Source organism: Streptomyces phaeofaciens (genome assembly GCF_014648915.1).
Lineage (GTDB): Bacteria > Actinomycetota > Actinomycetes > Streptomycetales > Streptomycetaceae > Streptomyces > Streptomyces phaeofaciens.
Genome location: NZ_BMSA01000049.1, coordinates 1 through 24755, shown reverse-complemented (window position 1 = coordinate 24755; position 24755 = coordinate 1). Strand labels below are relative to the sequence as shown.

Here is a 24755-nt window from a genome sequence, read left to right as displayed (position 1 = left end):
AGGACTCGCGGGCCGGCCCGCTACTCCACGGGCTCGGCGTAGTGCAGATCCACTGTGCCCGAGTAGCCCGGCAGAGTCACCGTCCCGTCCTCGGTGACTTTCCAGCCGAGGCCGTAGACATTGACGTAGACCATGTAGTTCTGGATCGACGGGGCCTGCGCGAGCGCCTTCTGGAGCTTCTCCGGGTCCCCGACCGCCTGGATCTTGTACGGCGGTGAGTAGACGCGGCCCTGGAGGATCAGGGTGTTGCCGACGCAGCGCACGGCGCTGGTGGAGATCAGCCGCTGGTCCATGACCTTGATGCCCTCGGCGCCGCCCTGCCAGAGCGCGTTCACCACGGCCTGGAGGTCCTGCTGGTGGATGACCAGGTAGTCGGGCTGCGGCTCGGGATAGCCGGGGAGCTTGGCGGTGGCGTTCGGCGGGGCGTCGTTCAGGGTGACCGTGATCGCCCGGCCCTTGAGGGTGCGGGTGCCCGCGTCCCGCTCCAGCCCGGTGAGCTTCTCGTCCTCGGCCGTGGTGCTGCCGTCGCCGGCCTTGGCCAGGGATTCCACGTCGTCGCGCAGGCTCGCGTTGGACTCGTCCAGCTCGCCGTTCTTCTGGCTGCGCTCCTGGATCAGGTCGGAGAGCTTCAGCAGGGAGGCGTCCGTGCGCAGGTTGGTGCCCTTGGCGGTGTTGAAGCTGGTGATGAAGAGGAGACCCGCCAGGGCGAAGACCCCCGCGGTGAGTATGCGCACAGGACGGAAGCGGGGCGTTGTCCCCGTCCCGGGGGAGTCGGCAGAATTGCTCAACGTACCCTTATCTCCTTCGGCGCCGTAGAAGCACTACGCTAACGGACGCCCGGGGGAGACCCTCAGTCCCCTAGTACGCAGCCCCCGAGCCCGACCCCAGCACCTGCGCGGCCACGCAGCGCATCGACAGGAGAGACCCTCGTGCCGAAGTCACGTATCCGCAAGAAGGCCGACTACACGCCGCCGCCGGCGAAGGCGGCGACCGCGATCAAGCTGAACAACCGTGCCTGGGTCGCGCCCGTCATGCTGGCGATGTTCCTGATCGGGCTGACCTGGATCGTCGTGTTCTACGTGACCGACGGTTCGCTGCCCATCGACAAGCTGGACAACTGGAACATCGTCGTCGGCTTCGGGTTCATCGCGGCCGGGTTCGGCGTCTCCACCCAGTGGAAGTAGCCGCCCGACCAGCTCTCCCCAGGGCTCTTCGCTGAGTTATCCACAGCGGTTTTCCACATGGGGAAAAGAAAGACGATCTGTGGATAACTCACTGAGTGTTGACGCCGGTGTGACGTAACTACCGGCTGTCACCCACACTCGAAAACACGTTCGCCCCCTGCCTGACCTGCATAAATGTAGGCCGACGGCAGGGGGCGCGGCTGTTCCCGCACGTTGTGCACAAGATTCACCACCCACTGTGGACAACCATGCGCTCAGGTGAGCTGGACGGTCCTCAGGAGGGTCAACACGACGATGACCGCGAACACCAGCCCACAGGTCCCGAACTGCACCAGGGCCCGGCGCTCACGCGGGGCGTGGACCATGCCGTACCCCATGACGACACCGGCGACCAGGCCGCCGATATGGGCCTGCCAGGAGATGCCGCTCATCCCGAAGGTGAAGATCAGGTTGATCACCAGCAGGGCGATGATCGGCCGCATGTCGTAGCGCAGCCGGCGCATCAGGACCGCCGTGGCGCCGAAGAGGCCGAAGATCGCGCCCGAGGCGCCGAGGGTGGCGGTGCCGGGGGAGGCCACCAGATAGCTCAGGGCGCTGCCGGCCAGGCCGGAGACGAGGTACAGCGTCAGATAGCGGACCCGGCCGAGGGCCTGCTCCAGCGGTCCGCCGAGCCACCAGAGGCTGAGCATGTTGAAGCCCAGGTGCCAGATCTCCTCGTGGGTGAAGACCGAGGTGACCATGCGGTACCACTCGCCCTCGGCCACGCCCTCGGTGGGCGTGAAGGGGGCGGGCGGCCACTGGCCGATCAGCACCAGGGAGTCGAGCAGCGAGGAACGCACCTGCACGGCGAGGAACACCGCGAGGTTGATCCCGATCAGGATCTTGGTGAGCAGCCGGGGATCGGCCGCGACCGCGCCCCCGGCGATCGTCCGCGGCCGGGAGGCCGCCGGGGCGGGACCCGCACCGGGGCCGCCGCGCACGCACTCGGGGCACTGGAAGCCGACGGAGGCGCTGACCATGCACTCCGGGCAGATCGGGCGCTCGCAGCGGGTGCAGCGGATGCCGGTCTCCCGGTCGGGGTGCCGGTAACAGACGGGGAGGCCGCTGTGCGCGTCGTCCGGCCGGCTGCCTGGCGCCTGGTCCATGGGCTCCCCCAGTTCGTGGTGGACGACGGGCGGACGACGAGACCGTCCCGCTCCTCCATACGGACGGGCGGGGCGTTTGGTTCCCGATGGGCGTTTCGCCTGCGGGTCGTCACGGGCGGTGGGCACTGGCGCCGGAGGGCACCGACGCCGGTGGGCGCTGTCGCCGGGCGGCCCGGCGCCCGCCCGTGGGTTCAGCGCTCGCGGGACTCCACGACCACCGACTCGATGACGACGTCGTTCAGCGGACGTTCGGTGCGCGGGTTGACCGGAGTGGCGGCGATGGCGTCCACGACCTTCTGGCCGGCCGGGTCGGTGACCTCGCCGAAGATGGTGTGCTTACGGCTCAGCCAGGCCGTCGGGGCGACCGTGATGAAGAACTGCGAGCCGTTGGTGGCCGGGCCGGCGTTGGCCATGGCCAGCAGATACGGCCGGTCGAAGCGCAGATCCGGGTGGAACTCGTCGGCGAACTGGTAGCCGGGACCGCCGGTGCCGTTGCCCAGCGGGTCACCGCCCTGGATCATGAAGCCGCTGATCACCCGGTGGAAGACCGTGCCGTCGTAGAGGTGGCCGTGGGACCGCTCGCCGGTGGCGGGGTGGACCCACTCACGACCGCCGGTGGCGAGCTCGACGAAGTTCCGTACCGTCACCGGTGCGTGGTCCGGGAAGAGCCGGATCTCGATGTCGCCCGCGCTGGTCCTCAGGGTGGCGTAGAGGTGCTCGGCCACGATGTGCCTCCGATGTCTTCCGGTGATCCCACCGATCCTCGCACGGCCGGAAACGCGCGGTGCCCGATCGCGCCCGGATCCCCCGGCCGCGTCCCGGGCGGCTCCGGACGGGAGCGGGCGACGCCGATCCGTGGCATTGTCGGCTGTGTCGACGACAAGCTCCCTGTTACCCCTCAGTTGCCCCGTATTCACCCGCTATCACAGGGATCGGCACCCGGATGCCCTTCCCTGCATGCCGGGACGGCCCACGGCAGGCATGATCCGTAAAAGGGTGGAAAGTCGAAATAACGTACGCCACCGAGGAGGAGGAACCCGTGACCCGCATCGACAGCGTGCGCGCCGCGACCGGCTCGGCGAAGGACAGCGTGCTGCACGCCGCGGAAGTGGTGGCGCCCTACGCCGACACGGCCAAGGAGAGGGCAGCGCTGTACGCGCAGGAGGCCCGTGAACGACTCGCGCCCAAGGTGACGCAGGCCGCCGAACAGGCCCGCGTCCAGTACGACGCCCATGTCGCGCCCCGGCTGGAACAGGCGCGGGCGCATGTCCCGCCGAAGGTCGACCAGGCCGCCCAGGAGGCAGCCGCCCGCACCCGGGTGGCCGCCCGGCAGGCCGCCGAGTACTCGCGCCAGGCCGCCGAGTACTCCCGGCCGAGGATCGAGCAGGCCGTGGCCGCGGCCGGACCCGTGAAGGACGAGGCGGCCGCCCGCAGCATGGCCGCGCTGGCCGCGCTGCGCGGACAGGTGACGCCGAAGGAGATCGAGCGGCTGGTGCGCAAGCACCGGCGGCGCGCGAAGGCCGGCAAGGTCGCCAAGGCACTGCTCGTGGCCGGTGCGGCCGCCGCGGCTGCCTTCGCGGCCTGGCGGTGGTGGGACAAGCAGGCCAACCCCGACTGGCTGGTCGAGCCGCCGGCCGCCACGGAGATGCCCGCCTCGAACGGTCTGGCCTCGGTGGACGGCAGCCCGGACGCCTCCGTGCTGGACCCCGAGGTCCAGGCGAAGCAGGCCGAGGAGGAAGCGGCCAAGCGCGACGACGAACGCGGCTGAACACCGGCGACCCCGACGAAGAACGCCCTCCGAATCTGCGTTTCCGCAGTTCGGAGGGCGTTCTGCTGTGTGGAGCCTAGGGGAGTCGAACCCCTGACATCTGCCATGCAAAGACAGCGCTCTACCAACTGAGCTAAGGCCCCGGAAGGGACGTCCGGCCGGTGGAAGGTCGTACCGGTGGGCGCCGCAGACCAGAGTACCGGGTCACCGGGGGTATCTCGCAAAAAGATTGGGGGTCCCCGCGGATGACCACTCTCCGTAAGATGCTCGACGTGGTTCGCTACAGCGAACCGTGGATGTTCTGGGGAAGCGATGGGGAGACGCAATGGACGCCGCACAGCAGGAAGCGACCGCGAGAGCGCGGGAACTGCAGCGGAACTGGTACGGGGAGCCGCTGGGGGCGCTCTTCCGTAAGCTCATCGACGATCTCGGCCTCAACCAGGCTCGTCTCGCGGGGGTACTGGGGCTGTCGGCGCCCATGCTGTCCCAGCTGATGAGCGGTCAGCGGGCGAAGATCGGCAACCCGGCCGTGGTGCAGCGGGTGCAGCTGCTCCAGGAGTTGGCCGGACAGGTCGCGGACGGCAGCGTCAGCGCCGCCGAGGCGACCGAGCGGATGGACGAGATCAAGCGGTCGCAGGGGGGCTCGGTGCTCAGCAACACCACCACGACGACGAGCAGTTCGGGGGCGCCCACGGTCAAGCGGGTGGTCCGCGAGATCCAGTCGCTGCTGCGCTCGGTGGCGGCCGCCGGCGACATCATCGACGCCGCCGACACCCTCGCCCCGAGCCACCCCGAGCTGGCGGAGTTCCTCCGGGTGTACGGCGCGGGCCGTACGTCGGACGCGGTCACGCACTACCAGTCCCACCAGGCCTGACCTCGTCCCCGTCGCCGAAGGGGGTTCGGCAGCCGGGGAATCGAGGACAGGGGGAAGCACGGGGACGCGCACCACACGGGGGAAGCGCTCGACACGGGGGAAGCGCACCACACGGGGGAAGCCCTCGACACGGGGGAAGCGCACCACACGGGGGAAGCCCTCGACACGGGGGAAGCGCACCGTATGAGGGGCGCGCACAGCACGGGGACGCGCTCGGCACGGGGGACGCGCACCGCACGAAGGCTCCGGGGGACACGGGGTACTCGCACACCACGACGGCCACGGGGGTCGTAGCGCCCGTCGAGGGGTAGCGAGGGGAGTAGCAGGGGGAAACCGGAGGGGGAGGAGCGACGCACTGCCATGGGTGAGGTCTTCGCCGGACGGTACGAACTGGCCGACCCGATAGGACGCGGAGGGGTCGGCGCGGTCTGGCGCGCCTGGGACCACCGCCGGCGCCGCTATGTGGCCGCCAAGGTGCTCCAGCAGAGCGACGCCCACACGCTGCTGCGGTTCGTCCGCGAGCAGGCGCTGCGGATCGACCATCCCCACGTCCTGGCGCCCGCCAGCTGGGCCGCGGACGACGACAAGGTCCTGTTCACCATGGACCTGGTGGCCGGCGGTTCCCTGGTCCATCTCGTGGGCGACTACGGCCCGTTGCCGCCCGTCTTCGTCTGCACGCTGCTCGACCAGCTGCTGTCCGGGCTCGCCGCGGTGCACGCGGAGGGCGTGGTGCACCGGGACATCAAGCCCGCCAACGTGCTTCTGGAGGCCACCGGGACGGCCCGCCCCCGGCTGCGGCTGTCCGACTTCGGTATCGCGATGCGGCTGGGCGAACCCCGGCTGACCGAGACCAACCTCGTGGTGGGTACGCCCGGTTACCTCGCCCCCGAGCAGATGATGGGCGCCGAACCCGACTTCCCCGCCGACCTGTTCGCCGTGGGCCTGGTGGCGCTCTACCTCCTGGAGGGCGCGAAACCGGACGCCAAGGCGCTCATCCAGTACTTCGCGGAACACGGCACCCCGGGCGCGCCCAAGGGCATCCCCGAGCCGCTGTGGCAGGTGGTGGCCACCCTGCTCCAGCCGGATCCGGAGGCCCGTTTCCGTACGGCCACGGGGGCGCGCAAGGCGCTGGCGGCGGCCGTCGAGCTGCTGCCGGAACCCGGTCCCGACGACGAACTGATCGAGATCTTCGACCAGATCGGGCCGCTGCCGAAGGGTTTCGGCCCCGAGGGCCCGCCGAAGCCCCGGCCCGGCCCGCGCCCCGCACCGACGGACCGGCTCTCCGCACCGGCCGGCCCGCTCTCCGCACCGGCCGGCTCGGGCCCGCCCGGGGGACCCGCCCACCCGGGCACGGGGTCGACTCCGCTGCCGGCCGTGCCCCTCACCCCACCGGCGACACCCCTGCCTGCCCGACCGGACCGGCCTCCCGTCCCGGCCCACCCGGGCACGGAGTCCGTCCCGCAGCGCCCGAACACCCCTCCCCGCCAGGACCGTCCGGGCACGGATTCACTGCCCGCGAGCCCCGCCCCGTCCATGTCGGACACCGGCAGCTTCCTACTGCCGCCCCCGCAGCCGGCACCGGCACCCGCCCTCACGGCGTCCCCCCACGAATCCACGTTCGTCCTGCCCGGCCGCGGGCACGGATGGCGGCCCGACCCCTCCGCCGACCCCTCCACCGCGTCGTACACCACCCAGGACCCGCCCGCCGCCGCGCCGTCGGCCGCGCCCGTGGCACCGCGGCGCGGCCACCGGGCCGTACGGCGTTCGCGGCCCGGGCCGCCGGCCAGGGTCGCGGTGCCCCTGCTGCTGCTCGCGCTGGCCTGTTACGCCGTGGGGTTCTGGGCGCTGACCCGGATCTGAGCGGCGGCCCGGCGCCGGGCCGTCAAGGTCCAGCCGCCGAGGACGAGCAGCAGCGCGGTCCCGGTGCCGATCCCGGCCACGGCGACCGCCCGCATCGCCGGGTCCCCGTCGGCCGTGGCCCGCGCCTGTCCCGTTCGGCCGTCTCCCCCGGCCTCGGCCGGCCCGTCGCCGGCCGTGTCCTGACCGAAGACGCCGCGCGGCGCGGACCGCCCCTCGTACCCGGGCCCGGACTGCGCGGTCCCGCCGAGCCGGACGCGCAGCGTCAGCCCGTAGGGGCCGTCACCGAAGGCCTCGGCCACCTGGGCGGCGAGGTGGACGACGAGGTAGTAGGAGCCGGCGAAGCGCAGGCTCTTGGTGGGGTTGGTGGGGGCGTACCGGTTGGCGTAGCGGACGGGCGGCGCGGGAGCCAGGGCGGCCGACTTCTGGGTGCCGCCGTAGCCGACGCCCGCGTCCTCGACCTTGGCGCGCACCGGGTTGTAGAGGGTGAGGTCCAGCGCCTCGGCCACGAATCCGGAGCTCTTCTCCCCGCTGCCCAGCTCCACGGAGGCGTACAGCTGGCGGCCCCAGTCGACGGGGACCCGGTAGAAGAGGGTCTGGCCGGGGACGATCTCGTCGCCCGAGACACCCTGCGTGACGGCGGTGGCCTCGGTGAAGCCCGCGCCGCCGCGCACGGCCACCGGCTCGGCGACCGGGGGCGCGGGGGTGGCGGAGTTCCAGGTCTGCGGCACGTCGGTGGTGGCCGCCTTCGCCAGGGGCGGCTCGGAGAAGGGCGCGAGTTCCAGGTCCCAGGGGCTGCGCGCGGAGCCCTCCGCCCCGGTGCTCACGGGCTCGACGACGACGTAGTAGGTGCCCGGCTCCTGGCACAGTCCGTTGCCCGGCAGGATCTCGCGTGCGCCCCAGGCGGTGATCGGGCGCGGGCTTCGCGCGGTGCCGATGGTCACGGAGTCGTAGGTGCAGGGCGTGCCGTCGGCGTCCTGGACAGCGACCCCGATGCCGTCGCCGACGGCGGGCACGGCACCGGGGCGGGGGATCGCGGTGACGGAGACGTACGTGGTGGAGGCGTCGTCGAGTTCGAGGCGGTAGTAGACCTTGCCGTCGTCCTTCCCGTCGTTGTTCCCCTCGTCCTGCTCGCCGTCGCCCGCCCCGGAGTCCGGCCCGTCGTCGGCGACGGCATCGGGGTCGCCCGGGAGCGAGCTGCGGTAGGTCTCGCCGGGGTCCAGGCGGGCGGCGTCGCCGGTGTCGGTGGCCCCCAGGGCGTCGCGGACGTCGTCGGCGAAGGCGTACGCCGGGACCTCCGGCGCGGCCACGGCCACCGGGCCGGGCAGCGCCGTCAGCGCCGCGCCGAACACCACAGCCGCGACGGCTCCCCGTACGACCGCAAGCCGCGCGGTCCGTGCAGCCGTTCCTCGCCGGGCCATGCGAACCCGCCCCCTCGCCTTCGACCGAACGTGGGCCATCCTGCCCCGCCGCCCCGGCCCGCACCCGCGCATTCCGCACGAGCGTCCGAAACGCCCCCCTCTAACCGCACACCGGAGGGCGCGCAACCCGAGACGGGCGACCGGGACCTGTCCCGGCGGGCAACACAAAACCCCGACCGCTGAGGCGGCCGGGGTCCGGTTCAGTTTTCGGAGTCGATACTCACGAACCCGTGGGCACGGAGTCGGTCGCCTCCGTCCACAGATCCTGCTCGGCGCGATCCGCCTGGATCTGGCGGTACACGAGGAGCCCGCCGATGGCGGCCAGTGCGACCAGGAGAAGCTTCTTCACCGCGCGACCTCGTCCTTCGTTGACGTAGGGGACCTCTGGCGCCCGACTATACACACCGACCGATATCGATCGGTGACCTGCGTCGTCCTGCCAACTGCCGCCCTCGGGGCCGCAGTACAAGTGGATGACACCGCTCCGATCGGAGGGTGATCACACCCCCACGGACGGTCACTTGCGCCTGATTACCGGCTTTTCTCCCTCCTTGCACCCATTCGTGTGGTGTTCATCGGAACAACGCCACGCCACGAGCGTCGGTCCACCACTTCGCGGGCCACATACACATCATGAGGAAAGTACGCAAATCGCCTGACCCGAAAGTGAGGGGCCATGACCGGGAACCGGGTCATGAAGCTGTGGACCACGATCGTCACCGCCTTCCTCGCGCTGTTCGCGGCGCTCGGACTGGTCACGACGACCGCCGGCACCGCGGCCGCGCAGACCGGCCCGACGCGGACCGACGACGAGAGCGCCACCGGCGCCGGCGCCGCCACCGCGCACACGCCGAGCCGGCCGGCGCCGGCCGCCTGGGTCCCGCCCCAGGGCCGGTCCCAGCCCCCCACGATGAAGCAGCGCATCCGCGCCGAGTCCCACGGCAAGTCCCCGCGCTGCCGCCACCACTCCCGCACGGAGACGGAGTCGACCGAGACCGCCGACTCCTCCGGCACCCCCGAGGACTCCGAGGAGCCGGCCATATCCGCCACCTCCTGAAGGCCGGCCCTTTGAGCCCGGCCCCTTGAACCCGACCCCTTGAGCCCGGCCCTTTCCGGCACGGCGATCTTCCTCTCCGACCCGACGAACACGATGTAAGGCGAACTTTCACGGCGAACTTGCGTACCGCCGCACGATGCAGGCCCGGAAGCTCCCCAGGAGCAACCGGGCCTTCGCCGTGCGGCCGCCGTGCTAGCAGGCTGCGGACGGGGCGCGGGCGGGACGCGGGCGGGTCGGTCCGGCGGAGCGCCGCGTGGGGCGGGGTCGTACGCTGAGGCCGTGCCCGAGGCCCACGAAGAGATCGCGGACGATCTACGGCGGTCCATCCGCACGGGGGAACGCGGGCCCGGGGAGCGGCTGCCGTCGGAGGCGGAGCTGGCTGCGGCCTACCGGCTCGGGGTGCCCGCGGTGCGGGACGCGCTGCGGGTGCTGCGCGAGGAGGGGCTGATCGCACGGCGGGACGGACACGGCGACTTCGTGCGTCGTCCCCGAACCCCCGCCGTGCGCGACAACGGCCGGCACCAGTGGGAGAAGGACCGGGCCCGCGCGACGGAGGCCGAGCGGGCCGGGACCGGTTCGACGGAACGCGACACCGGATTGCAGACCCGTGACCTGGTCTTCCACGCGGTGTACCGCGAGATCGAGGCGTCCGGGCCGCTCGCCGGGACGTTCGGTGTCCCCCCGGGCACCGTGCTGCTGGAACGCTCGTACCGGACCCGGTGCACGGCCGACCGCGCGCCCTTCGGCCTGGTGACCTCCTATCTCGTCCGCGCGATGATCGCCGCCAACCCGGCGCTGCTGGACGCGGCCAACGAGCCCTGGCCGGGCGGCACCCAGGCCCAGCTGCACACCGTCGGCATCGAGGTGGACCGCGTCGAGGAACGGTTCACCGCCCGCCCGCCGACCCCCGAAGAGGCCCATGAGCTGGACCTTCCGCCCCGGACAGCGGTGATCCTGCTCCACAGGACTTCGTACGACATCGACGACCGTGTGGTGAACGTCAGTGCCGTCACGCTTCCCGGCGACCGCACCGAGCTGTTCTTCACCACCCGACTGGAAAGGTGGTGAGTCCCAGGTGAGCCGGCAGATCGTCGTCGTCACCGCCGTGCACGCCCCCTCCGCCCGGTACCTGCCCGAGGCGTACGCCTCGCTGAGCGCGCAGGAGCTGCCCGGCGGCTGGGAGTGGCGCTGGGTGATCCAGGAGGACGGCACGACGGACGACGTCCGCCCGTACGTCCCCGACGACGCACGGGTGACCTTCCGGCAGGGCCGTCCCGGTGGTCCCGGCGTCGCCCGGACCCTCGCGCTCGCGCACGCCGCGGGCGAGTACGTGAAGGTGCTGGACGCCGACGACCGGCTCGCGCCCGGCGCCCTGGCCCGTGACCTGGCCGCCCTGGAGGACGATCCGGAGATCGGCTGGGCGACCTCCCGGGTCCTGGACCTGCTGCCGGACGGCACCACGGTCGGCTTCCCCGGCGACCCGGCCGACGGGCCGCTGGAGCGCGGGGACGTCCTGGCGTACTGGCGGGCCAACGACTTCCGCGCGCCGGTGCACCCCGCGTCGCTCTGCGTCCGGCGGGAGCTGCTGACGGCCCTCGGCGGCTGGATGGCGCTGCCGGCCTCCGAGGACACCGGTCTGCTGATCGCGCTCGACGCGGTGAGCCGTGGCTGGTTCTCGGCCGAGGTCGGGCTGTTCTACCGGAAGTGGGACGGGCAGGCGACCGGCCAGGCGGCACACACCGATCCCGTCGAACGGCTGGCACGGATGGCGGTCGTGGAGGCCAGGGCCCACGCGCTCGCGGCGTTCGGCTGGCTCCACCCGGGCGCCCCGGCCTGACCCGCCCGCCTTGCGGTCACGTCAGACGGATGGCCTGGGACGGGCAGTGCTCGGCCGCCTCGCGCACCTCCGGCTCGTCGCCGGTCTGCTCACGGCCCGGCAGGACGGTCCCGAACCCGTCCACCTCGGTGAAGACGGACGGCGCCCGGTAGGCGCACTCGCCCGAGCCGTAGCAGCGGTCGGGGTCCACGGAGACCTTCATCTGTCCTCCCGGCACGTCCCTGGAGCCTGTCAGGACGTGCCTGCCCTGCCGACGGCGCGCCCAACCGGTCCGTGGGCCGGCTAGCGATCGGAACCGGCCACCGCCAGCCAGTGCGCGAGCCTGCGCAGGGTGGTCTCGTCGACCCGGTCGACCAGGGCCCGCACGGCGGTCACGTCGTCCGGGGCGAGGTCGTAGAGGCCGGCCTTGCTGAGACCCGCCATGACGACCTGGTGGCGGCGGTCCTCCATGCGCTCGGCGAGCTTGCCCGGGGCGGGGGCGGGAGCCAGGTCCGGGGCCGTCGCGGGCTCCGGTGCGGGAGCGGACTCCGGTGCGGGAGCGTCGAAATGCCGCCAGGCGCCCTCCTGCGGGCCCCACAGCGCGACCGTGACCTCGTCGCCGCGCGCCCGCCGCGCCTGGGCCATCTCGCCGATGGCGTACAGCACCGGCCCGCGGTCGGGCGATTCGGCGCCCAGACGCCAGGACGCCGAGGCGGGGTCGTAGAACATCGCGGCCCAGCGGGGAGCCCCGGGCGGCTGCGGGCTCTGGGGACGGGTCTCCATGGCGCTCACCCCTTCCGAACGGTGAAGAACGGCGGTACGGCAGCACGCACGATATCTGACGGACCGTCAGCTAGCCAGAGGTGGACGGCCCACGGACCCGCGCCGGACGCACGGAAAAGGCCCCACGCCCTCCGGCTCGACGAGGAGCGGATGCGTGAGGCCTGCGGGGCATGGGTAGCGCTCTGGACGCCGGGTGGTGCCGGGACGCGGTGCCGGCCGGACTCGGGCCGGGGACCGTACAGAATCCGCGCGCACCGCACGGTAGGAACCCGCGCACGCCACACCGTTCGGAACCGGTCCCTCCCCTCGTGCGGACCGCTGCCGAACGGTGCGGGTGGCGTGGGGTGTCACGTGGCGGAATCCTGCCAGCTGAGGCTCGTCACGAGGAGGGCTCCGGTATCCGGTCAGGACCTAAGCCGCAGGTCAGCCATATAAGGTGGGTTTTCCGGTCCGGATTCCAGGCGCGGGGGAAGTAAGGGGTGGAGACCTTGAGTTTCGACTCAGGGGCACGCACAGCCTTCGCGGAACGTCTCGCGCTGCTGTACAAGGAAGCCGGCAACCCGCCGCTCAAGCGGGTCTCCGAGGCGGTCGTCCGGCTCCAGCGGGTCGACGAACGCGGGCGCCCGGTGCGGGTCTCCGCCCAGCGGATCAGCGACTGGCGACGGGCCCGGAACGTACCGGCCCAGTTCGCCGCGCTCGCGGCCGTCCTGTACGTACTGATCCCCGAGGCGCGCCGCGCCCGGCCGACACCGGTCTCCGCCGGACTCTACGACCTGACCCAGTGGCAGCGCCTGTGGGAGCGCGCGCTGGCCGGCCCGGTCGGCGAGGCCCCCACCGCCGCCGACGAGCAGGAGAAGGATCCGTCCGCGGCCGAGTCCCCGGCCGTCCCCGGCGGCGTCTGCCCCTACCGGGGCCTGGCCTCCTACCGGCGGCAGGACGCCCGCTGGTTCTTCGGCCGGGAACGCAGCACCGAGGCCCTGGTCGCCCAGCTCCGCGCGGCGGAGGGGGCGGGCGGCCTGGTCATGCTGGTCGGCGCGTCGGGAGCGGGCAAGTCCTCCCTGCTGAGCGCCGGCCTGGTACCCGTCCTCCAGAAGGGCGGGCTCGGCGACGAGGACTGCCCCGGACGCCACGTCCTCCAGCTCGTCCCGGGCAGCGACCCGACGGCCGAACTGGCCGCACGGATACCGGAGCTCGCGCCCCTGCTCGGCCCCCCGCCGCCCGACCGGGCGGCACCCTCCTCCCGGGCGCACCTCGGCCCGGCGAGCCCGGGCGCCGACGGGGAAGCCGCCCCGGCACCCGCCCCGGCACCTGTCCCGGAACCCGGCACTCCGGAGTTCACGCTCGCCGTCCGGGAGGCCGTCACGGCCTGGGCGCTCCGCCAGGAACCCGCGGCCGCCCCGCCGGTCGTCATCGTGGACCAGTTCGAGGAGACGTTCACCCTCTGCGCCGACGAGTCGAGCCGGCGCACCCTCGTCCAGACCCTGCACGCCGCCTGCACCCCGGCCGGACCGGACGGCACCGCCCCCGTCCTGGTCGTCCTCGGCATCCGTGCCGACTTCTACGAACAGTGCCTCGGCCATCCGGAACTCGCCGACGCCCTCCAGCACCGCCACATGGTCCTCGGCCCGCTCACCGGCACCGAACTGCGCGAGGCCGTCACCGGCCCGGCCAAGGCCGTCGGCCTCGAACTGGAACCGGGCCTGGCGGAACTGATCGTCCGCGAGGTCAGCGCCGACGGCCCGCGCGGGGCGCACGACGCGGGGGTGCTGCCGCTCCTCTCGCACGCCCTGCTCGCCACCTGGCAGCGACGCAAGGCGGGCCGGCTGACCCTGGCCGGGTACCGCGCGTCCGGCGGCATCCAGGGCGCGGTGGCCGCGACCGCCGAGCGGGCCTGGTCCGGCCTCGACCCGGCCGCCCGGACCGCCGCGCGGCTGCTGCTGCTCAGGCTGGTCCGGCTCGGCGAGGACACCCAGGCCACCCGGCGGCGCGGCACCCGCCGACAGCTGGCGGCGGAGTCGACCGACCCCGGCAAGACGGAGGAGTCGCTGGAGGCGCTGGTCCGCGCCCGGCTGGTCACCCTGGACTCGGAATCCGTGGAGATCACCCACGAGGCGCTGCTGACCGCCTGGCCCCGGCTGCGCGAGTGGATCGACGAGGACCGCAGCGACCATCTGCTGCGCCAGCGGCTGGAGGAGGACGGCCGGTCCTGGGAGGGCTCGAACCGCGACTCCTCCCTGCTCTACCGGGGCTCCCGGCTGGAGCAGGCCCGCAGCTGGGCGAAGACGGCCGGCAACACCTTCCTGACCCGCAGCGCGGTGGACTTCCTGGCCGCCTCGGTACGGCTGCGCCGGCGCACCGTGTGGATCGGCCGGGCCGCGGTGTCGGCCCTGGTCGTGCTCGCGATGCTGGCGGTCGGCGCGGCCGTGGTCGCCTGGCAGCAGCGCAACGACGCCGTGTTCGAGCAGGTCGTCGCCGAGGCCGACCGCGTCCAGTACACGGACCCCTCGCTCTCCGCCCAGCTCGACCTGGTCGCCCACCGGCTGCGGCCCGGCGACGAGGGCGCCAGGAACCGGCTCATATCCATCGTCAACGCGCCCCTGGCCACCCCGCTGCTCGGCCACACCGGCGCCGTCTACCTCACCTCGTTCAGCCCGGACGGCAAGCTCCTGGCCACCGCAAGCTACGACCGCACGGTCCGCCTGTGGAACGTGTCCGACCCGGCCCGGCCCGAGCCCGTGGGCAAGCCGCTCACCGGGCACACCAGCTGGGTGAGCAGCGCGGTCTTCAGCCCCGACGGCCGCACCCTGGCCAGCGCCGGCGACGACGGCACCGTACGCCTGTGGGACCTGACCGACCCCGCCCGGCCCAAGGCCCTGGGCAAGCCGCTCACCGGCCGCAACGGCACGATCTACCTGCTCGCCTTCGCCCCGGACGGCCGCACCCTCGCCAGCGCCGACGACGACGGCACCGTACGCCTGTGGGACCTGACCGACCGGACCCGACCGGACCTCCTCGCCACACTCGCCGGCCGCACCGCCGCCGTGCGCTCCGTGGCGTTCAGCCCCGACGGGCGGACCCTGGCGGCGGGCGGCGACGACCACGCGATCCGGCTGTGGAACACGGCCGACCCCCGGCACCCTGAGCCGCTCGGCGCCCCGCTCACCGGCCACGACGGCACCGTGCACTCCGTGGCGTTCAGCCCGGACGGCCGCACTCTCGCCAGTGGCAGCGCGGACGACACCATCCGGCTGTGGAAGGTGACCGACCCGGCGCACGCGACCCGGCTGGGCTCGACCCTCACCGGCCACACCGGCCCCGTCTGGTCGGTGGCCTTCAGCCCCGACGGCGCGATGCTCGCCGCCGCCAGCGCGGACAGCACCGCGAGCGTGTGGAACGTCAGCGACCCGGCGTACCCCTCGCAGGTCGGCGAGCCCCTCGCGGGCAGCAGCGGTGAGATGTACGCCCTGGGCTTCAGCCCCGACGGCCGTACGCTCGCCACCGGCAGCGGCGACAACAAGGTCCGCCTCTGGTCGATCCCGACATCGGACATGATCGGCCGCAGCGGCGCGTTCCGTCCCGACGGCGAGGTGCTGGCCACGGCGGCCCGCGACGGCCGGATCCGGCTGTGGAACGTCGAGCGGCCCGGCCGTCCCCGCACGCTCGGCACACCGTTCATGCCGGCCGACGGCGGCGACCGCTCCCTCGTCTTCTCCCCCGACGGCCGCACCCTCACGGTGCTGACGGCGAGCCGCTCGGTGTACCTGTGGAACGTCACCGACCCGGCCCACCCTGTCTCCGACGGCCCGCCCATCCTCCTCAAGACCCGCTTCACGGGCCCCGAGGCGCTGGCCTACAGCCCCGACGGCCACACCCTCGCCACGGCGTACGAGGACCGCACCATCCAGCTGTGGAACGTCACCGACCCGGCCCGGGTGGTCCCGCTCGGGTCGCCTCTCACCGGCCACAAGGGCTTCGTCGACTCCCTGCTGTTCACGCCGGACGGCCGCACCCTGGCCGGCGGCGGAGCGGACGGCACGATCCGGCTGTGGGACGTCTCCGACCCGGCCCACGCGACCGCGCTGGGCGGGCCGCTCACCGGCCACCTCGGCCCGGTCAACTCCCTCGCCCACAGCCCCGACGGCCACACCCTGGCCTCCGGCAGCGACGACGACACGGTCCGCCTCTGGGACATCACCGACCCCGCGGCGGCACGCCCCCTGGGCTCCCCTCTCACCGGCCACACCGAGGCGGTCGTCTCCCTGACCTTCGGTCCGGACGGCGACACCCTGGCCAGCGGCGGCAACGACAACACCGTCCGGCTGTGGGACGTCGGCAGGCCCTCCGACGCCTCCCCCATCGGCCAGTCGATGAGCCCCAACGCCAAGACCGGCAACTTCCTGGCCTTCAACCCCAACAGCCACATGCTCGGCGTCTCCAGCGGCGCCGACACGATCCGTCTGTGGAACCTGGACGTCGACGCGGCCATCGACCGCATCTGCTCCACCACCCGAGGCGTCCTGACCGCCCAGAAGTGGCACGAGTACCTACCCCGCCTCTCGTACGATCCTCCGTGCGACGAGGGGCAGAAGAAGTGATCCCGATCACAACTGGCCATTCGTCCCGAGCAGTCGCCTCCCGCTGATCAAGCACCCTTGTTAGCCTTGGCCATAGCCCGGTCGCTGGTGCATCCCCCGTCGCCAGCGACCGGGCCTTTCGCTGCCCACACCCGGACCCACCCGCACGACGACGGCCGCCAGGCCCACGCCGCGGAACCGGTGAAGCGCGCAACCACCCGTTCAAGAAACACACGCGGCCGTGAACGCCGAAGACCCCCGACCGTGTTCGGTCGGGGGTCTTCGTACTGGTGGGGCTAACAGGATTTGAACCTGTGGCCTCATCCTTATCAGGGATGCGCTCTAACCAACTGAGCTATAGCCCCGCCGCGCTCTGCGGTGTGTGTCCCGCGCGCTGACTCCTGAAGATTAGCGCACGACCGGGGCAGTCCCAAAATCGATAGTCGGGCGAGGTCACTCGTCCTCGGCGAGCGTCAGCTCGACGCCGCCGACGAACCCCGCGGAGAGGTTGTAGATGAACGCGCCGAGCGTCGCGAGGGCCGTCGCGAGGACGACATCGATGACCGCGATGATCGACGTGAACATCAGGACGTGGGGGAGGGACAGGAAGGACTGGAGATCGAAGCCGTTGGACTCGTTGGAGCCCGTCGCCTCCGAGATCGTCCCGCCGACCGTGGAGAACACGCCCATCGCGTCCATGACCATCCACAGCATCGCGGCCGCCACGATCGTGCAGATGCCCAGCGCGATCGACAGCAGGAAGCTGACCTTCATCACCGACCACGGGTCGGCCTTCGCCACCCGCAGCCGCGCCTTGCGCACCCGGGGCGTGGTGCGGGCCCCGGTGCGCGGCCGGCGGACCGTCCCGGGCGGCGTCGCCTGGGTCGGGTAGGCCTGCGGCGGGTGGTACGGCCCGGCGGGCTGCTGCTGCGCCTGCCGCTCACCGGGGAGCGGCGAGACAGGCTGCTGCGCCTGGCCCCGGGTGTCCGTCACGGTTCCCCCCTGGGATCCCTTGGATCCTTGCGTGTCGGCCGCGGCCGGCTTGATCGCCTTCAGCTGGGTCGTGTGGGTGTCCCCACCACGGCCCTCGGCGCTCCGCGCGTCGGTCGAACGCGCGTCCCCCGCCGACGTGGCGGAGCCACGGCCGCCGCCGTCCTTGTCCGTACCGGCAGACGAGCCGGCAGAACCGGCAGACGTACCGGCGCCCGTGGCTCCGCTCACGATGACTCACTCCTCGTGCTACTCGGCCGAGGGCGTGTCACCCTCGTCCGTGCCGGTGGTCGCGGTGCCCTCGGCGGTCTCGTCCACGGCGTCTCCGCCGTCGACCTCCTCCGCCTCACGCCCCGCTTCGGCGTTACGTGCGATACCCACGACGGCATCGCGCTTGCCCAGATTGATCAGTTGGACGCCCATGGTGTCACGGCCCGTCTCCCTGACCTCGTTGACTCGCGTACGAATCACACCGCCCGACAGCGTGATGGCGAGGATCTCGTCGGTCTCCTCGACCACCAGCGCGCCGACGAGCGAACCGCGGTCCTCGACGATCTTGGCAGCCTTGATGCCGAGGCCACCGCGACCCTGGACGCGGTACTCGTCGACGGCGGTCCGCTTCGCGTACCCACCGTCCGTAGCAGTGAACACGAACGTACCGGGTCGAACAACATTCATCGAGAGCAGCTGGTCTCCCTCACGGAAGCTCATGCCCTTGACACCCGAGGTCGCACGGCCCATGGGCCGCAGAGTTTCGTCCGTGGCGGTGAATCGGATCGACTGCGCCTTCTTGCTGATCAGCAGCAGATCGTCATCGGCCGAGACGAGTTCGGCTCCGATCAGCTCGTCGTCGGAACCGTCCTCCGTCTCGCGGAGGTTGATCGCGATGACACCGCCGGAACGGGGCGAATCGTAATCCTTCAGAGGCGTCTTCTTGACCAGACCGCCCTTCGTGGCCAGCACCAGGTACGGCGTCGCGTCGTAGTCGCGGATCGCGAGGATCTCGGCGATCGCCTCGTCCGGCTGGAAGGCCAGCAGGTTCGCGACGTGCTGTCCACGCGCGTCACGCCCGGCGTCCGGCAGCTCGTACGCCTTCACCCGGTAGACCCGGCCCTTGTTGGTGAAGAACAGCAGCCAGTGGTGGGTGGTGGAGACGAAGAAGTGGTCGACGATGTCGTCTTCCTTCAGCTTCGCGCCGCGCACGCCCTTGCCGCCGCGCTTCTGCGCGCGGTAGTCGTCCGCCTTGGTCCGCTTGACGTAACCGCCGCGCGTGACGGTGACGACGATGTCCTCCTCGGCGATCAGGTCCTCGATGGACATGTCACCGTCGTAGGGCACCAGCATGGTCTTGCGGTCGTCGCCGAACTTCTCGACGATCGCCGCCAGTTCCGCGCTGACGATGCCGCGCTGGCGGTCCGGCGAGGCGAGGATCGCGTTGTACTCGGTGATCTTCGCCTGGAGCTCGTCGTGCTCCTGGATGATCTTCTGACGCTCCAGGGCGGCCAGACGCCGCAGCTGCATCTCGAGGATGGCGTTCGCCTGGATCTCGTCGATCTCCAGGAGCTCCATCAGGCCCGTGCGCGCGATGTCGACGGTGTCGCTGCGCCGGATGAGCGCGATGACCTCGTCGATCGCGTCCAGCGCCTTGAGCAGACCGCGCAGGATGTGCGCGCGCTCCTCGGCCTTGCGCAGCCGGAAGCGCGTACGGCGGACGATGACCTCGATCTGGTGGGTCACCCAGTGCCGGATGAACGCGTCCAGGGACAGCGTGCGCGGGACGCCGTCGACGAGCGCCAGCATGTTGGCGCCGAAGTTCGACTGAAGGTCCGTGTGCTTGTAGAGGTTGTTGAGAACGACCTTCGCGACCGCGTCCCGCTTCAGGACGATGACCAGACGCTGGCCGGTACGGGAGGACGTCTCGTCGCGGACGTCCGCGATGCCGCCGATCTTGCCGTCCTTCACCAGGTCGGCGATCTTCTGCGCGAGGTTGTCGGGGTTGACCTGGTAGGGCAGCTCCGTGACCACCAGGCACTGGCGGTTCTGGATCTCCTCGACCTCGACGACCGCCCGCATGGTGATCGAGCCACGGCCCGTGCGGTACGCCTCCTCGATGCCCTTGCGGCCCACGACCAGCGCGCCGGTCGGGAAGTCGGGGCCCTTGATGCGCTCGATCAGCGCGTCGAGCAGCTCCTCGTGCGAGGCGTCCGGGTTCTCCAGGTACCACTGGGCGCCGGACGCGACCTCACGCAGGTTGTGCGAGGGGATGTTGGTCGCCATGCCGACCGCGATACCGGCCGAACCGTTGATCAGCAGGTTCGGGAAACGGGCCGGCAGGACGGTCGGCTCCTGGGAGCGGCCGTCGTAGTTGTCCGTGAAGTCGACGGTCTCCTCGTCGATGTCGCGGACCATCTCCATGGACAGCGGCATCATCTTGCACTCGGTGTACCGCATGGCGGCCGCCGGGTCGTTGCCGGGAGAGCCGAAGTTGCCGTTGGAGTCCACCAGCGGCATCCGCATCGACCACGGCTGCGCGAGGCGGACCAGCGCGTCGTAGATCGAGGAGTCGCCGTGCGGGTGGTAGTTGCCCATGACGTCACCGACGACACGGGCACACTTGTAGAAGCCCTTCTCGGGCCGGTAGCCGCCGTCGTACATCGCGTACAGGACGCGGCGGTGGACGGGCTTGAGGCCGTCCCGCACGTCCGGCAGGGCGCGGGAGACGATGACGGACATCGCGTAGTCGAGGTACGAGCGCTGCATCTCCGTCTCAAGCCCGACGGGCTCGATGCGCATCACGACGTCGCCGCCCTCTTCAGGGGTGACGGGAGTGTTCTCGTCGGTCATTGCTGGTGGGGATCCTTCCTGGTGCGGTCAGCTGAGACCGACTCAGATGTCGAGGAAGCGGACGTCCTTGGCGTTGCGCTGGATGAAGGCGCGGCGCGCTTCGACGTCCTCGCCCATGAGGACCGAGAACAGGTCGTCGGCCTGCGCGGCGTCGTCGAGGGTGACCTGGCCGAGGACCCGGTGCTCCTGGTCCATGGTGGTGATGCGCAGCTCCTCGGCGTTCATCTCGCCGAGACCCTTGAAGCGCTGGATCGAGTCCTCGCGGATGCGCTTGCCCCGCTGACGGCCCATCTCGATGAGGGCGTCGCGCTCGCGGTCCGAGTAGGCGTACTCGATGTCGTCCCGGCTCCACTTGATCTTGTAGAGGGGCGGGCGGGAGAGGAACACGTGCCCGGCCTCGACCAGCGGCCGCATGAAGCGGAACAGGAAGGTCAGCAGCAGGGTGTTGATGTGCTGGCCGTCGACGTCGGCGTCCGCCATCAGGATGATCTTGTGATAGCGGAGCTTCTCGATGTCGAAGTCCTCGTGGACCCCGGTGCCGAAGGCGGAGATCAGCGCCTGGATCTCCTGGTTCTGAAGGATCTTGTCGATCCGCGCCTTCTCCACGTTCAGGATCTTGCCGCGGATCGGGAGGATCGCCTGGTACTGCGGGTTGCGGCCGGACTTGGCCGAACCGCCGGCGGAGTCACCCTCGACGATGAAGATCTCGCACTTGGTGGGGTCGTTCGACTGGCAGTCGGAGAGCTTGCCCGGCAGGGAGGCCGACTCCAGCAGACCCTTGCGGCGGGTGAGGTCACGGGCCTTACGGGCCGCCACGCGCGCGGTGGCCGCCTGGATGCCCTTGCGGATGATGTCCGCCGCCTCGACCGGGTTGCGGTCCAGCCAGTCGTTGAGGTGCTCGTAGACCGCCTTCTGGACGAAGGTCTTCGCCTCCGTGTTGCCCAGCTTGGTCTTCGTCTGGCCCTCGAACTGCGGCTCGCTCAGCTTGACCGAGATGATCGCGGTCAGACCCTCGCGGATGTCGTCACCCGTGAGGTTGTCGTCCTTCTCCCGCAGCAGCTTCTTGTCGCGCGCGTACTTGTTGATCAGCGAGGTCAGCGCCGCCCGGAAGCCCTCCTCGTGCGTACCGCCCTCGTGGGTGTGGATGATGTTGGCGAAGGAGTACACACCCTCGCTGTAGCCGCTGTTCCACTGGAGCGCGACCTCCAGGGAGAGGGCCTTCTCCTTGTCCTCCGCCTCGAGGTCGATGACGGAGGGGTGCACCAGCTCGCCCTTGCGGGAGTTCAGGTACGTCACGAAGTCGACGATGCCGCCCTCGTAGTAGTACGTGACGGACTTGACCTCGTCCTTCTCGTCCGCCCCGGCCTCGTCCGCCCCGGCGGTGGCCTTCGCCGACTCACGCTCGTCCGTGAGCTTGATCGTCAGACCCTTGTTGAGGAACGCCATCTCCTGGAAGCGCCGCGACAGCGTCTCGAAGGAGTACTCGGTCGTCTCGAAGATGTCCGGGTCCGCCCAGAAGGTGACCGAGGTACCGGTCTCCTCGATGGCCTCGTGCTGGACGAGCGGCGCCGTGGGCACGCCCATCTTGTAGTCCTGCGTCCAGCGGTGGCCGTCCGTCTTGACCTCGACGGAGACCTTGGTCGACAGGGCGTTCACGACGGAGACACCCACGCCGTGCAGACCACCGGAGACCGCGTAACCGCCGCCACCGAACTTGCCGCCCGCGTGCAGCACGGTCAGCACGACCTCGACGGCCGGCTTGCCCTCGGAGGGAACGATGCCCACCGGGATGCCTCGGCCGTTGTCGATGACCCGCACACCGCCGTCGGCGAGGATCGTCACGTCGATCGTGTCCGCGTGCCCGGCCAGGGCCTCGTCGACGGAGTTGTCGACGACCTCCTGCACGAGGTGGTGCAGTCCGCGCTCGCCCGTGGAGCCGATGTACATGCCAGGGCGCTTGCGGACGGCGTCGAGGCCCTCGAGGACGGTGATGGCGCTCGCGTCGTACGAAGCCGTGACCTCGCCGTTCGAGGAGATGGCAGCGTCGGTCACGCCTTCGTCGGTGGACGGGATGTTCTCGTTGGGGTTGCCGGAATCGGCCACGAAGCGCCCTTTCTGGCACAGCACGAGCCAGGCTCCTCGGCAGGTTGCCGGAGCGGCTGCGGCATGTTGCGTTGGTAAGCCTTGATCAGCGTTGCTCAGCTTTTCCCGGGCGGTCCCCACGTTTGGGGCGGGATTGGCTTCCAGTCTACCGGTAGCACTGACAGTGATGGGGGTTTGCCGGTACCTGAGTCCGCATGTGCCGCCCTCAACCGGTCTCTTCCGGGTCCCGATATGTGGAAGGGGGCTCCAAGAGGCTCACGGAGGCACTCAGCGCTTCCGGGTGTCAACCCTTGGCTACCGACGAGTCAGGTAGGAATTCACCCCCGCGCGCTGCCGGTTCGCCGGCAGGCAGGAAGACGGCCGGGGAGGTACACAAGTACCTCCCCGGCCGTCTTCCCACGTGACGCAAATCACCCGTAGGTGTCGCCGGGACCCGTGCTGCCCGGGGCCCTCAGCGGCCCGTAACGACGGGGCGGGCCACCCGGCCCCTGCACCTTGAGCAGCCGGACCCGCCCGTGCCCCAGGTCCTCGTTGAGCCGGGCCACCAGCGTCGGCGCCAGCAACCGCAGGTTCGTCGCCCACGCCGTCGAATCGCAGCGCACCACGAGAACCCGCTCGTCCTCGTCGTACCGCTCCGGCACACAGTGCTTCGCCACGTCCTCGCCGACGATCTCCGGCCAGCGCCCCATCACCCCGCCCACCGCGGCCGGCGCCTCCCAGCCGCGCTCGGCGAGCAGCCGGTTGATCGCCGAACCGAGCGCCATGGGGTCACGCCCGTCCGCCCGCGCACCGGAGCGCAGGCCGCCACCGCGCCGCGCCTGCTTCTTCTGCTGCGCCGCGTCCCCCCGCGCGCGTGCCTGCTCACGCGCCGCCCGCAGCGCCACCCGCGCGAGATCGACGCCGGAGGGCTCGGGCGTCTTCCCGGGGTCCTGCCGCTCGCTCATGCCCGTTCCACCGTTCCGTCCGACACGGTGTACCGCGCCCCGCTCAGCACACCCGGTACGTCGTCGTCGACCGCCGCCGTCACCAGCACCTGCTCACCGGGCGCGACCAGCTCGGCCAGCCGCTCCCTGCGCCGGGCGTCCAGCTCGGCGAACACGTCGTCGAGCACCAGCACCGGCTCGTTCCCCTCGGCCCGCAGCAGGTCGTAGGAGGCCAGCCGCAGCGCCAGCGCGTACGACCAGGACTCGCCGTGCGAGGCGTACCCCTTGGCGGGCAGCTGACCGAGCTTGAGCGTCATGTCGTCCCGATGAGGGCCGACGAGCGTGACGCCCCGCTCGATCTCCTGCTTACGGGCCTCCGCGAGCGCCGCCATCAGCTGGGCGTACAGATCCTCACGCGTGTGGGCCTCACCGGGCGCGGACGGCTTGTACTCCAGCGCCAGCGGACCGCCGCCCGGCGCCAGCTGCTCGTACGCCTTGTCCGCGAGCGGCTGGAGCGCGGCGAGCAGGTCGAGCCGCTGCGCGAGCAGTTCGGCGCCCACGCGCGCGAGATGCTGGTCCCACACGTCGAGCGTGGACAGGTCCATGGTCCGCCCGCCGTGCCGGCGCGCCAGCGCGGCCGACTTCAGCAGGGTGTTGCGCTGCTTCAGCACCCGGTCGTAGTCGGAGCGCACCCCGGCCATCCGCGGCGAGCGCGCGGTGATCAGCTCGTCCAGGAACCGCCGCCGCTCCCCGGGGTCCCCCTTGACCAGCGCGAGATCCTCGGGCGCGAACAGCACGGTTCGCACGATGCTCAGCACATCACGGGGTCTGACCTGCGAGGACCGGTTGATGCGGGCCCGGTTGGCCTTGCCGGGGTTCAGCTCCAGCTCGACCAGCTGCTGCCGCTCGCCCTGCCTGACCTGGGCCCGGACGATCGCGCGGTCGGCGCCCAGACGGACCAGGGGCGCGTCGGAGGCGACCCGGTGGCTGCCGAGGGTGGCGAGATAGCCGACGGCCTCGACCAGATTCGTCTTGCCCTGCCCGTTGGGGCCCACGAAGGCGGTGACGCCCGGGTCGAGCGGAACCTCGACCCGGGCGTACGAGCGGAAGTCGGCCAGCGACAGATGCGTGACGTGCATGGTCGTTCGCCGACCTCCCCAGAGTGCTCGGGTGTACCGCTTCGTACTGCTCAGTACTGCTTCGTACTGCTTCGTACTACGCGCTTGGTGGTGCTTACTTCGTCTCGACGGCGTGGCCGCCGAACTGGTTGCGCAGGGCCGCGATCATCTTCATCTGCGGGGAGTCGTCCTGGCGGGACGTGAACCGCGCGAAGAGGGAGGCGGTGATGGCGGGCAGCGGCACGGCGTTGTCGATGGCGGCCTCGACCGTCCAGCGGCCCTCGCCGGAGTCCTGTGC

The 24755-nt window shown here is 71.4% G+C and carries 20 protein-coding genes, 2 tRNA genes and 1 pseudogene; 8 read left to right on the top strand and 15 right to left on the bottom strand.

Features of this window, described 5'->3' with window-relative positions:
- Nucleotides 1-20: 20 nt before the first annotated feature.
- Complete coding sequence (locus IE275_RS42865; protein ID WP_189718126.1) at nucleotides 21-788, bottom strand: DUF881 domain-containing protein; 768 nt, start codon at nucleotides 786-788, stop codon at nucleotides 21-23.
- Nucleotides 789-929: 141 nt separating this feature from the next.
- Between IE275_RS42865 and crgA the strand changes: the two genes are divergently transcribed.
- Entirely contained in the window at nucleotides 930-1184 is a 255-nt protein-coding gene (gene crgA, locus IE275_RS42860; RefSeq protein WP_189718125.1) for a cell division protein CrgA, read from the top strand.
- A 254-nt stretch (nucleotides 1185-1438) separates the two neighbouring features.
- Here crgA and IE275_RS42855 read toward each other — a convergent pair whose 3' ends face one another.
- On the bottom strand, nucleotides 1439-2329 hold the full coding sequence (locus tag IE275_RS42855; protein ID WP_189718124.1) for a rhomboid family intramembrane serine protease: 891 nt from the start codon (nucleotides 2327-2329) through the stop codon (nucleotides 1439-1441).
- 191 nt (nucleotides 2330-2520) lie between these two features.
- Nucleotides 2521-3054 carry a peptidylprolyl isomerase gene (locus IE275_RS42850; RefSeq protein WP_189718123.1) on the bottom strand — a complete coding sequence of 178 codons (534 nt, stop codon included), beginning with the start codon at nucleotides 3052-3054 and terminating at the stop codon, nucleotides 2521-2523.
- A gap of 314 nt (nucleotides 3055-3368) precedes the next feature.
- Between IE275_RS42850 and IE275_RS42845 the strand changes: the two genes are divergently transcribed.
- Nucleotides 3369-4097, top strand: coding sequence for a DUF5324 family protein (locus tag IE275_RS42845; RefSeq protein ID WP_189718122.1), 729 nt, complete (start codon nucleotides 3369-3371; stop codon nucleotides 4095-4097).
- A gap of 70 nt (nucleotides 4098-4167) precedes the next feature.
- Here the strand turns inward: IE275_RS42845 and IE275_RS42840 are convergent.
- Nucleotides 4168-4240: transfer RNA gene (locus IE275_RS42840), tRNA-Ala, on the bottom strand.
- A 182-nt stretch (nucleotides 4241-4422) separates the two neighbouring features.
- Here IE275_RS42840 and IE275_RS42835 point away from each other — a divergent pair.
- Both IE275_RS42835 and IE275_RS42830 read left to right on the top strand, forming a co-directional pair.
- Nucleotides 4423-4971 carry a helix-turn-helix domain-containing protein gene (locus IE275_RS42835; protein ID WP_189718121.1) on the top strand — a complete coding sequence of 183 codons (549 nt, stop codon included), beginning with the start codon at nucleotides 4423-4425 and terminating at the stop codon, nucleotides 4969-4971.
- Nucleotides 4972-5331: 360 nt separating this feature from the next.
- Nucleotides 5332-6831, top strand: a complete 1500-nt coding sequence (locus IE275_RS42830; protein ID WP_189718120.1) for a serine/threonine-protein kinase — start codon at nucleotides 5332-5334, stop codon at nucleotides 6829-6831.
- Here IE275_RS42830 and IE275_RS42825 read toward each other — a convergent pair.
- Complete coding sequence (locus tag IE275_RS42825; RefSeq protein WP_189718119.1) at nucleotides 6795-8249, bottom strand: hypothetical protein; 1455 nt, start codon at nucleotides 8247-8249, stop codon at nucleotides 6795-6797. The genes IE275_RS42830 and IE275_RS42825 overlap by 37 nt on opposite strands.
- Nucleotides 8250-8469: 220 nt before the next feature.
- On the bottom strand, nucleotides 8470-8598 hold the full coding sequence (locus IE275_RS46490; RefSeq protein ID WP_003999697.1) for a DLW-39 family protein: 129 nt from the start codon (nucleotides 8596-8598) through the stop codon (nucleotides 8470-8472).
- Nucleotides 8599-8925: 327 nt separating this feature from the next.
- On the opposite strand from IE275_RS46490, the gene IE275_RS42815 reads away from it, so the two are divergent.
- The 3 genes from IE275_RS42815 to IE275_RS42805 all read left to right on the top strand — a co-directional run bounded on the left by IE275_RS42815 (nucleotide 8926) and on the right by IE275_RS42805 (nucleotide 11143).
- The gene (locus IE275_RS42815) at nucleotides 8926-9306 is read left to right on the top strand and encodes a DUF6344 domain-containing protein (protein WP_189718117.1); all 381 of its coding nucleotides are present in this window, start codon (nucleotides 8926-8928) and stop codon (nucleotides 9304-9306) included.
- A gap of 279 nt (nucleotides 9307-9585) precedes the next feature.
- Entirely contained in the window at nucleotides 9586-10374 is a 789-nt protein-coding gene (locus IE275_RS42810; protein WP_189718116.1) for a GntR family transcriptional regulator, read from the top strand.
- 7 nt (nucleotides 10375-10381) lie between these two features.
- Complete coding sequence (locus IE275_RS42805; RefSeq protein WP_189718115.1) at nucleotides 10382-11143, top strand: glycosyltransferase family 2 protein; 762 nt, start codon at nucleotides 10382-10384, stop codon at nucleotides 11141-11143.
- A 16-nt stretch (nucleotides 11144-11159) separates the two neighbouring features.
- Here IE275_RS42805 and IE275_RS42800 read toward each other — a convergent pair whose 3' ends face one another.
- Both IE275_RS42800 and IE275_RS42795 read right to left on the bottom strand, forming a co-directional pair.
- On the bottom strand, nucleotides 11160-11345 hold the full coding sequence (locus IE275_RS42800) for a ferredoxin (protein ID WP_189718114.1): 186 nt from the start codon (nucleotides 11343-11345) through the stop codon (nucleotides 11160-11162).
- Between the two features lie 80 nt (nucleotides 11346-11425).
- The gene (locus IE275_RS42795) at nucleotides 11426-11905 is read right to left on the bottom strand and encodes a hypothetical protein (RefSeq protein WP_189718113.1); all 480 of its coding nucleotides are present in this window, start codon (nucleotides 11903-11905) and stop codon (nucleotides 11426-11428) included.
- 479 nt (nucleotides 11906-12384) lie between these two features.
- Here IE275_RS42795 and IE275_RS42790 point away from each other — a divergent pair, with 479 nt between their 5' ends.
- Nucleotides 12385-16500 (top strand): nSTAND1 domain-containing NTPase, encoded by a 4116-nt coding sequence (locus IE275_RS42790; protein WP_189718112.1) that lies wholly within the window; start codon nucleotides 12385-12387, stop codon nucleotides 16498-16500.
- A gap of 267 nt (nucleotides 16501-16767) precedes the next feature.
- On the opposite strand, the gene IE275_RS42785 is transcribed toward IE275_RS42790, so the two are convergent.
- The 7 genes and pseudogenes from IE275_RS42785 to IE275_RS42755 form a co-directional block, all read right to left on the bottom strand.
- Nucleotides 16768-16844, bottom strand: a tRNA-Ile gene (locus IE275_RS42785).
- An 88-nt stretch (nucleotides 16845-16932) separates the two neighbouring features.
- Nucleotides 16933-17700, bottom strand: a complete 768-nt coding sequence (locus IE275_RS42780; RefSeq protein ID WP_189718111.1) for a DUF3566 domain-containing protein — start codon at nucleotides 17698-17700, stop codon at nucleotides 16933-16935.
- An 18-nt stretch (nucleotides 17701-17718) separates the two neighbouring features.
- The gene (gyrA, locus tag IE275_RS42775; RefSeq protein WP_189718110.1) at nucleotides 17719-20313 is read right to left on the bottom strand and encodes a DNA gyrase subunit A; all 2595 of its coding nucleotides are present in this window, start codon (nucleotides 20311-20313) and stop codon (nucleotides 17719-17721) included.
- Between the two features lie 42 nt (nucleotides 20314-20355).
- Entirely contained in the window at nucleotides 20356-22416 is a 2061-nt protein-coding gene (gene gyrB / locus IE275_RS42770; RefSeq protein ID WP_189718141.1) for a DNA topoisomerase (ATP-hydrolyzing) subunit B, read from the bottom strand.
- A gap of 410 nt (nucleotides 22417-22826) precedes the next feature.
- On the bottom strand, nucleotides 22827-23360 hold the full coding sequence (locus tag IE275_RS42765; protein ID WP_189718109.1) for a DciA family protein: 534 nt from the start codon (nucleotides 23358-23360) through the stop codon (nucleotides 22827-22829).
- Entirely contained in the window at nucleotides 23357-24478 is a 1122-nt protein-coding gene (gene recF, locus IE275_RS42760; RefSeq protein WP_189718108.1) for a DNA replication/repair protein RecF, read from the bottom strand. Before recF ends, IE275_RS42765 begins: the two co-directional genes overlap by 4 nt.
- A gap of 94 nt (nucleotides 24479-24572) precedes the next feature.
- A pseudogene (locus tag IE275_RS42755) lies at nucleotides 24573-24755 on the bottom strand (6-phosphogluconate dehydrogenase); the annotation flags it as partial.

Excerpts from the sequence above, each read along its gene's own strand:
- IE275_RS42765 (WP_189718109.1), bottom strand. The coding sequence starts at position 23,360 with ATGAGCGAGCGGCAGGACCCCGGGAAGACGCCCGAGCCCTCCGGCGTC.
- IE275_RS42825 (WP_189718119.1), bottom strand. The coding sequence starts at position 8,249 with ATGGCCCGGCGAGGAACGGCTGCACGGACCGCGCGGCTTGCGGTCGTA.
- IE275_RS42795 (WP_189718113.1), bottom strand. The coding sequence starts at position 11,905 with ATGGAGACCCGTCCCCAGAGCCCGCAGCCGCCCGGGGCTCCCCGCTGG.
- IE275_RS42800 (WP_189718114.1), bottom strand. The coding sequence starts at position 11,345 with ATGAAGGTCTCCGTGGACCCCGACCGCTGCTACGGCTCGGGCGAGTGC.
- gyrA (WP_189718110.1), bottom strand. The coding sequence starts at position 20,313 with ATGACCGACGAGAACACTCCCGTCACCCCTGAAGAGGGCGGCGACGTC.
- recF (WP_189718108.1), bottom strand. The coding sequence starts at position 24,478 with ATGCACGTCACGCATCTGTCGCTGGCCGACTTCCGCTCGTACGCCCGG.
- IE275_RS42830 (WP_189718120.1), top strand. The coding sequence starts at position 5,332 with ATGGGTGAGGTCTTCGCCGGACGGTACGAACTGGCCGACCCGATAGGA.
- IE275_RS42815 (WP_189718117.1), top strand. The coding sequence starts at position 8,926 with ATGACCGGGAACCGGGTCATGAAGCTGTGGACCACGATCGTCACCGCC.
- IE275_RS42855 (WP_189718124.1), bottom strand. The coding sequence starts at position 2,329 with ATGGACCAGGCGCCAGGCAGCCGGCCGGACGACGCGCACAGCGGCCTC.
- IE275_RS42835 (WP_189718121.1), top strand. The coding sequence starts at position 4,423 with ATGGACGCCGCACAGCAGGAAGCGACCGCGAGAGCGCGGGAACTGCAG.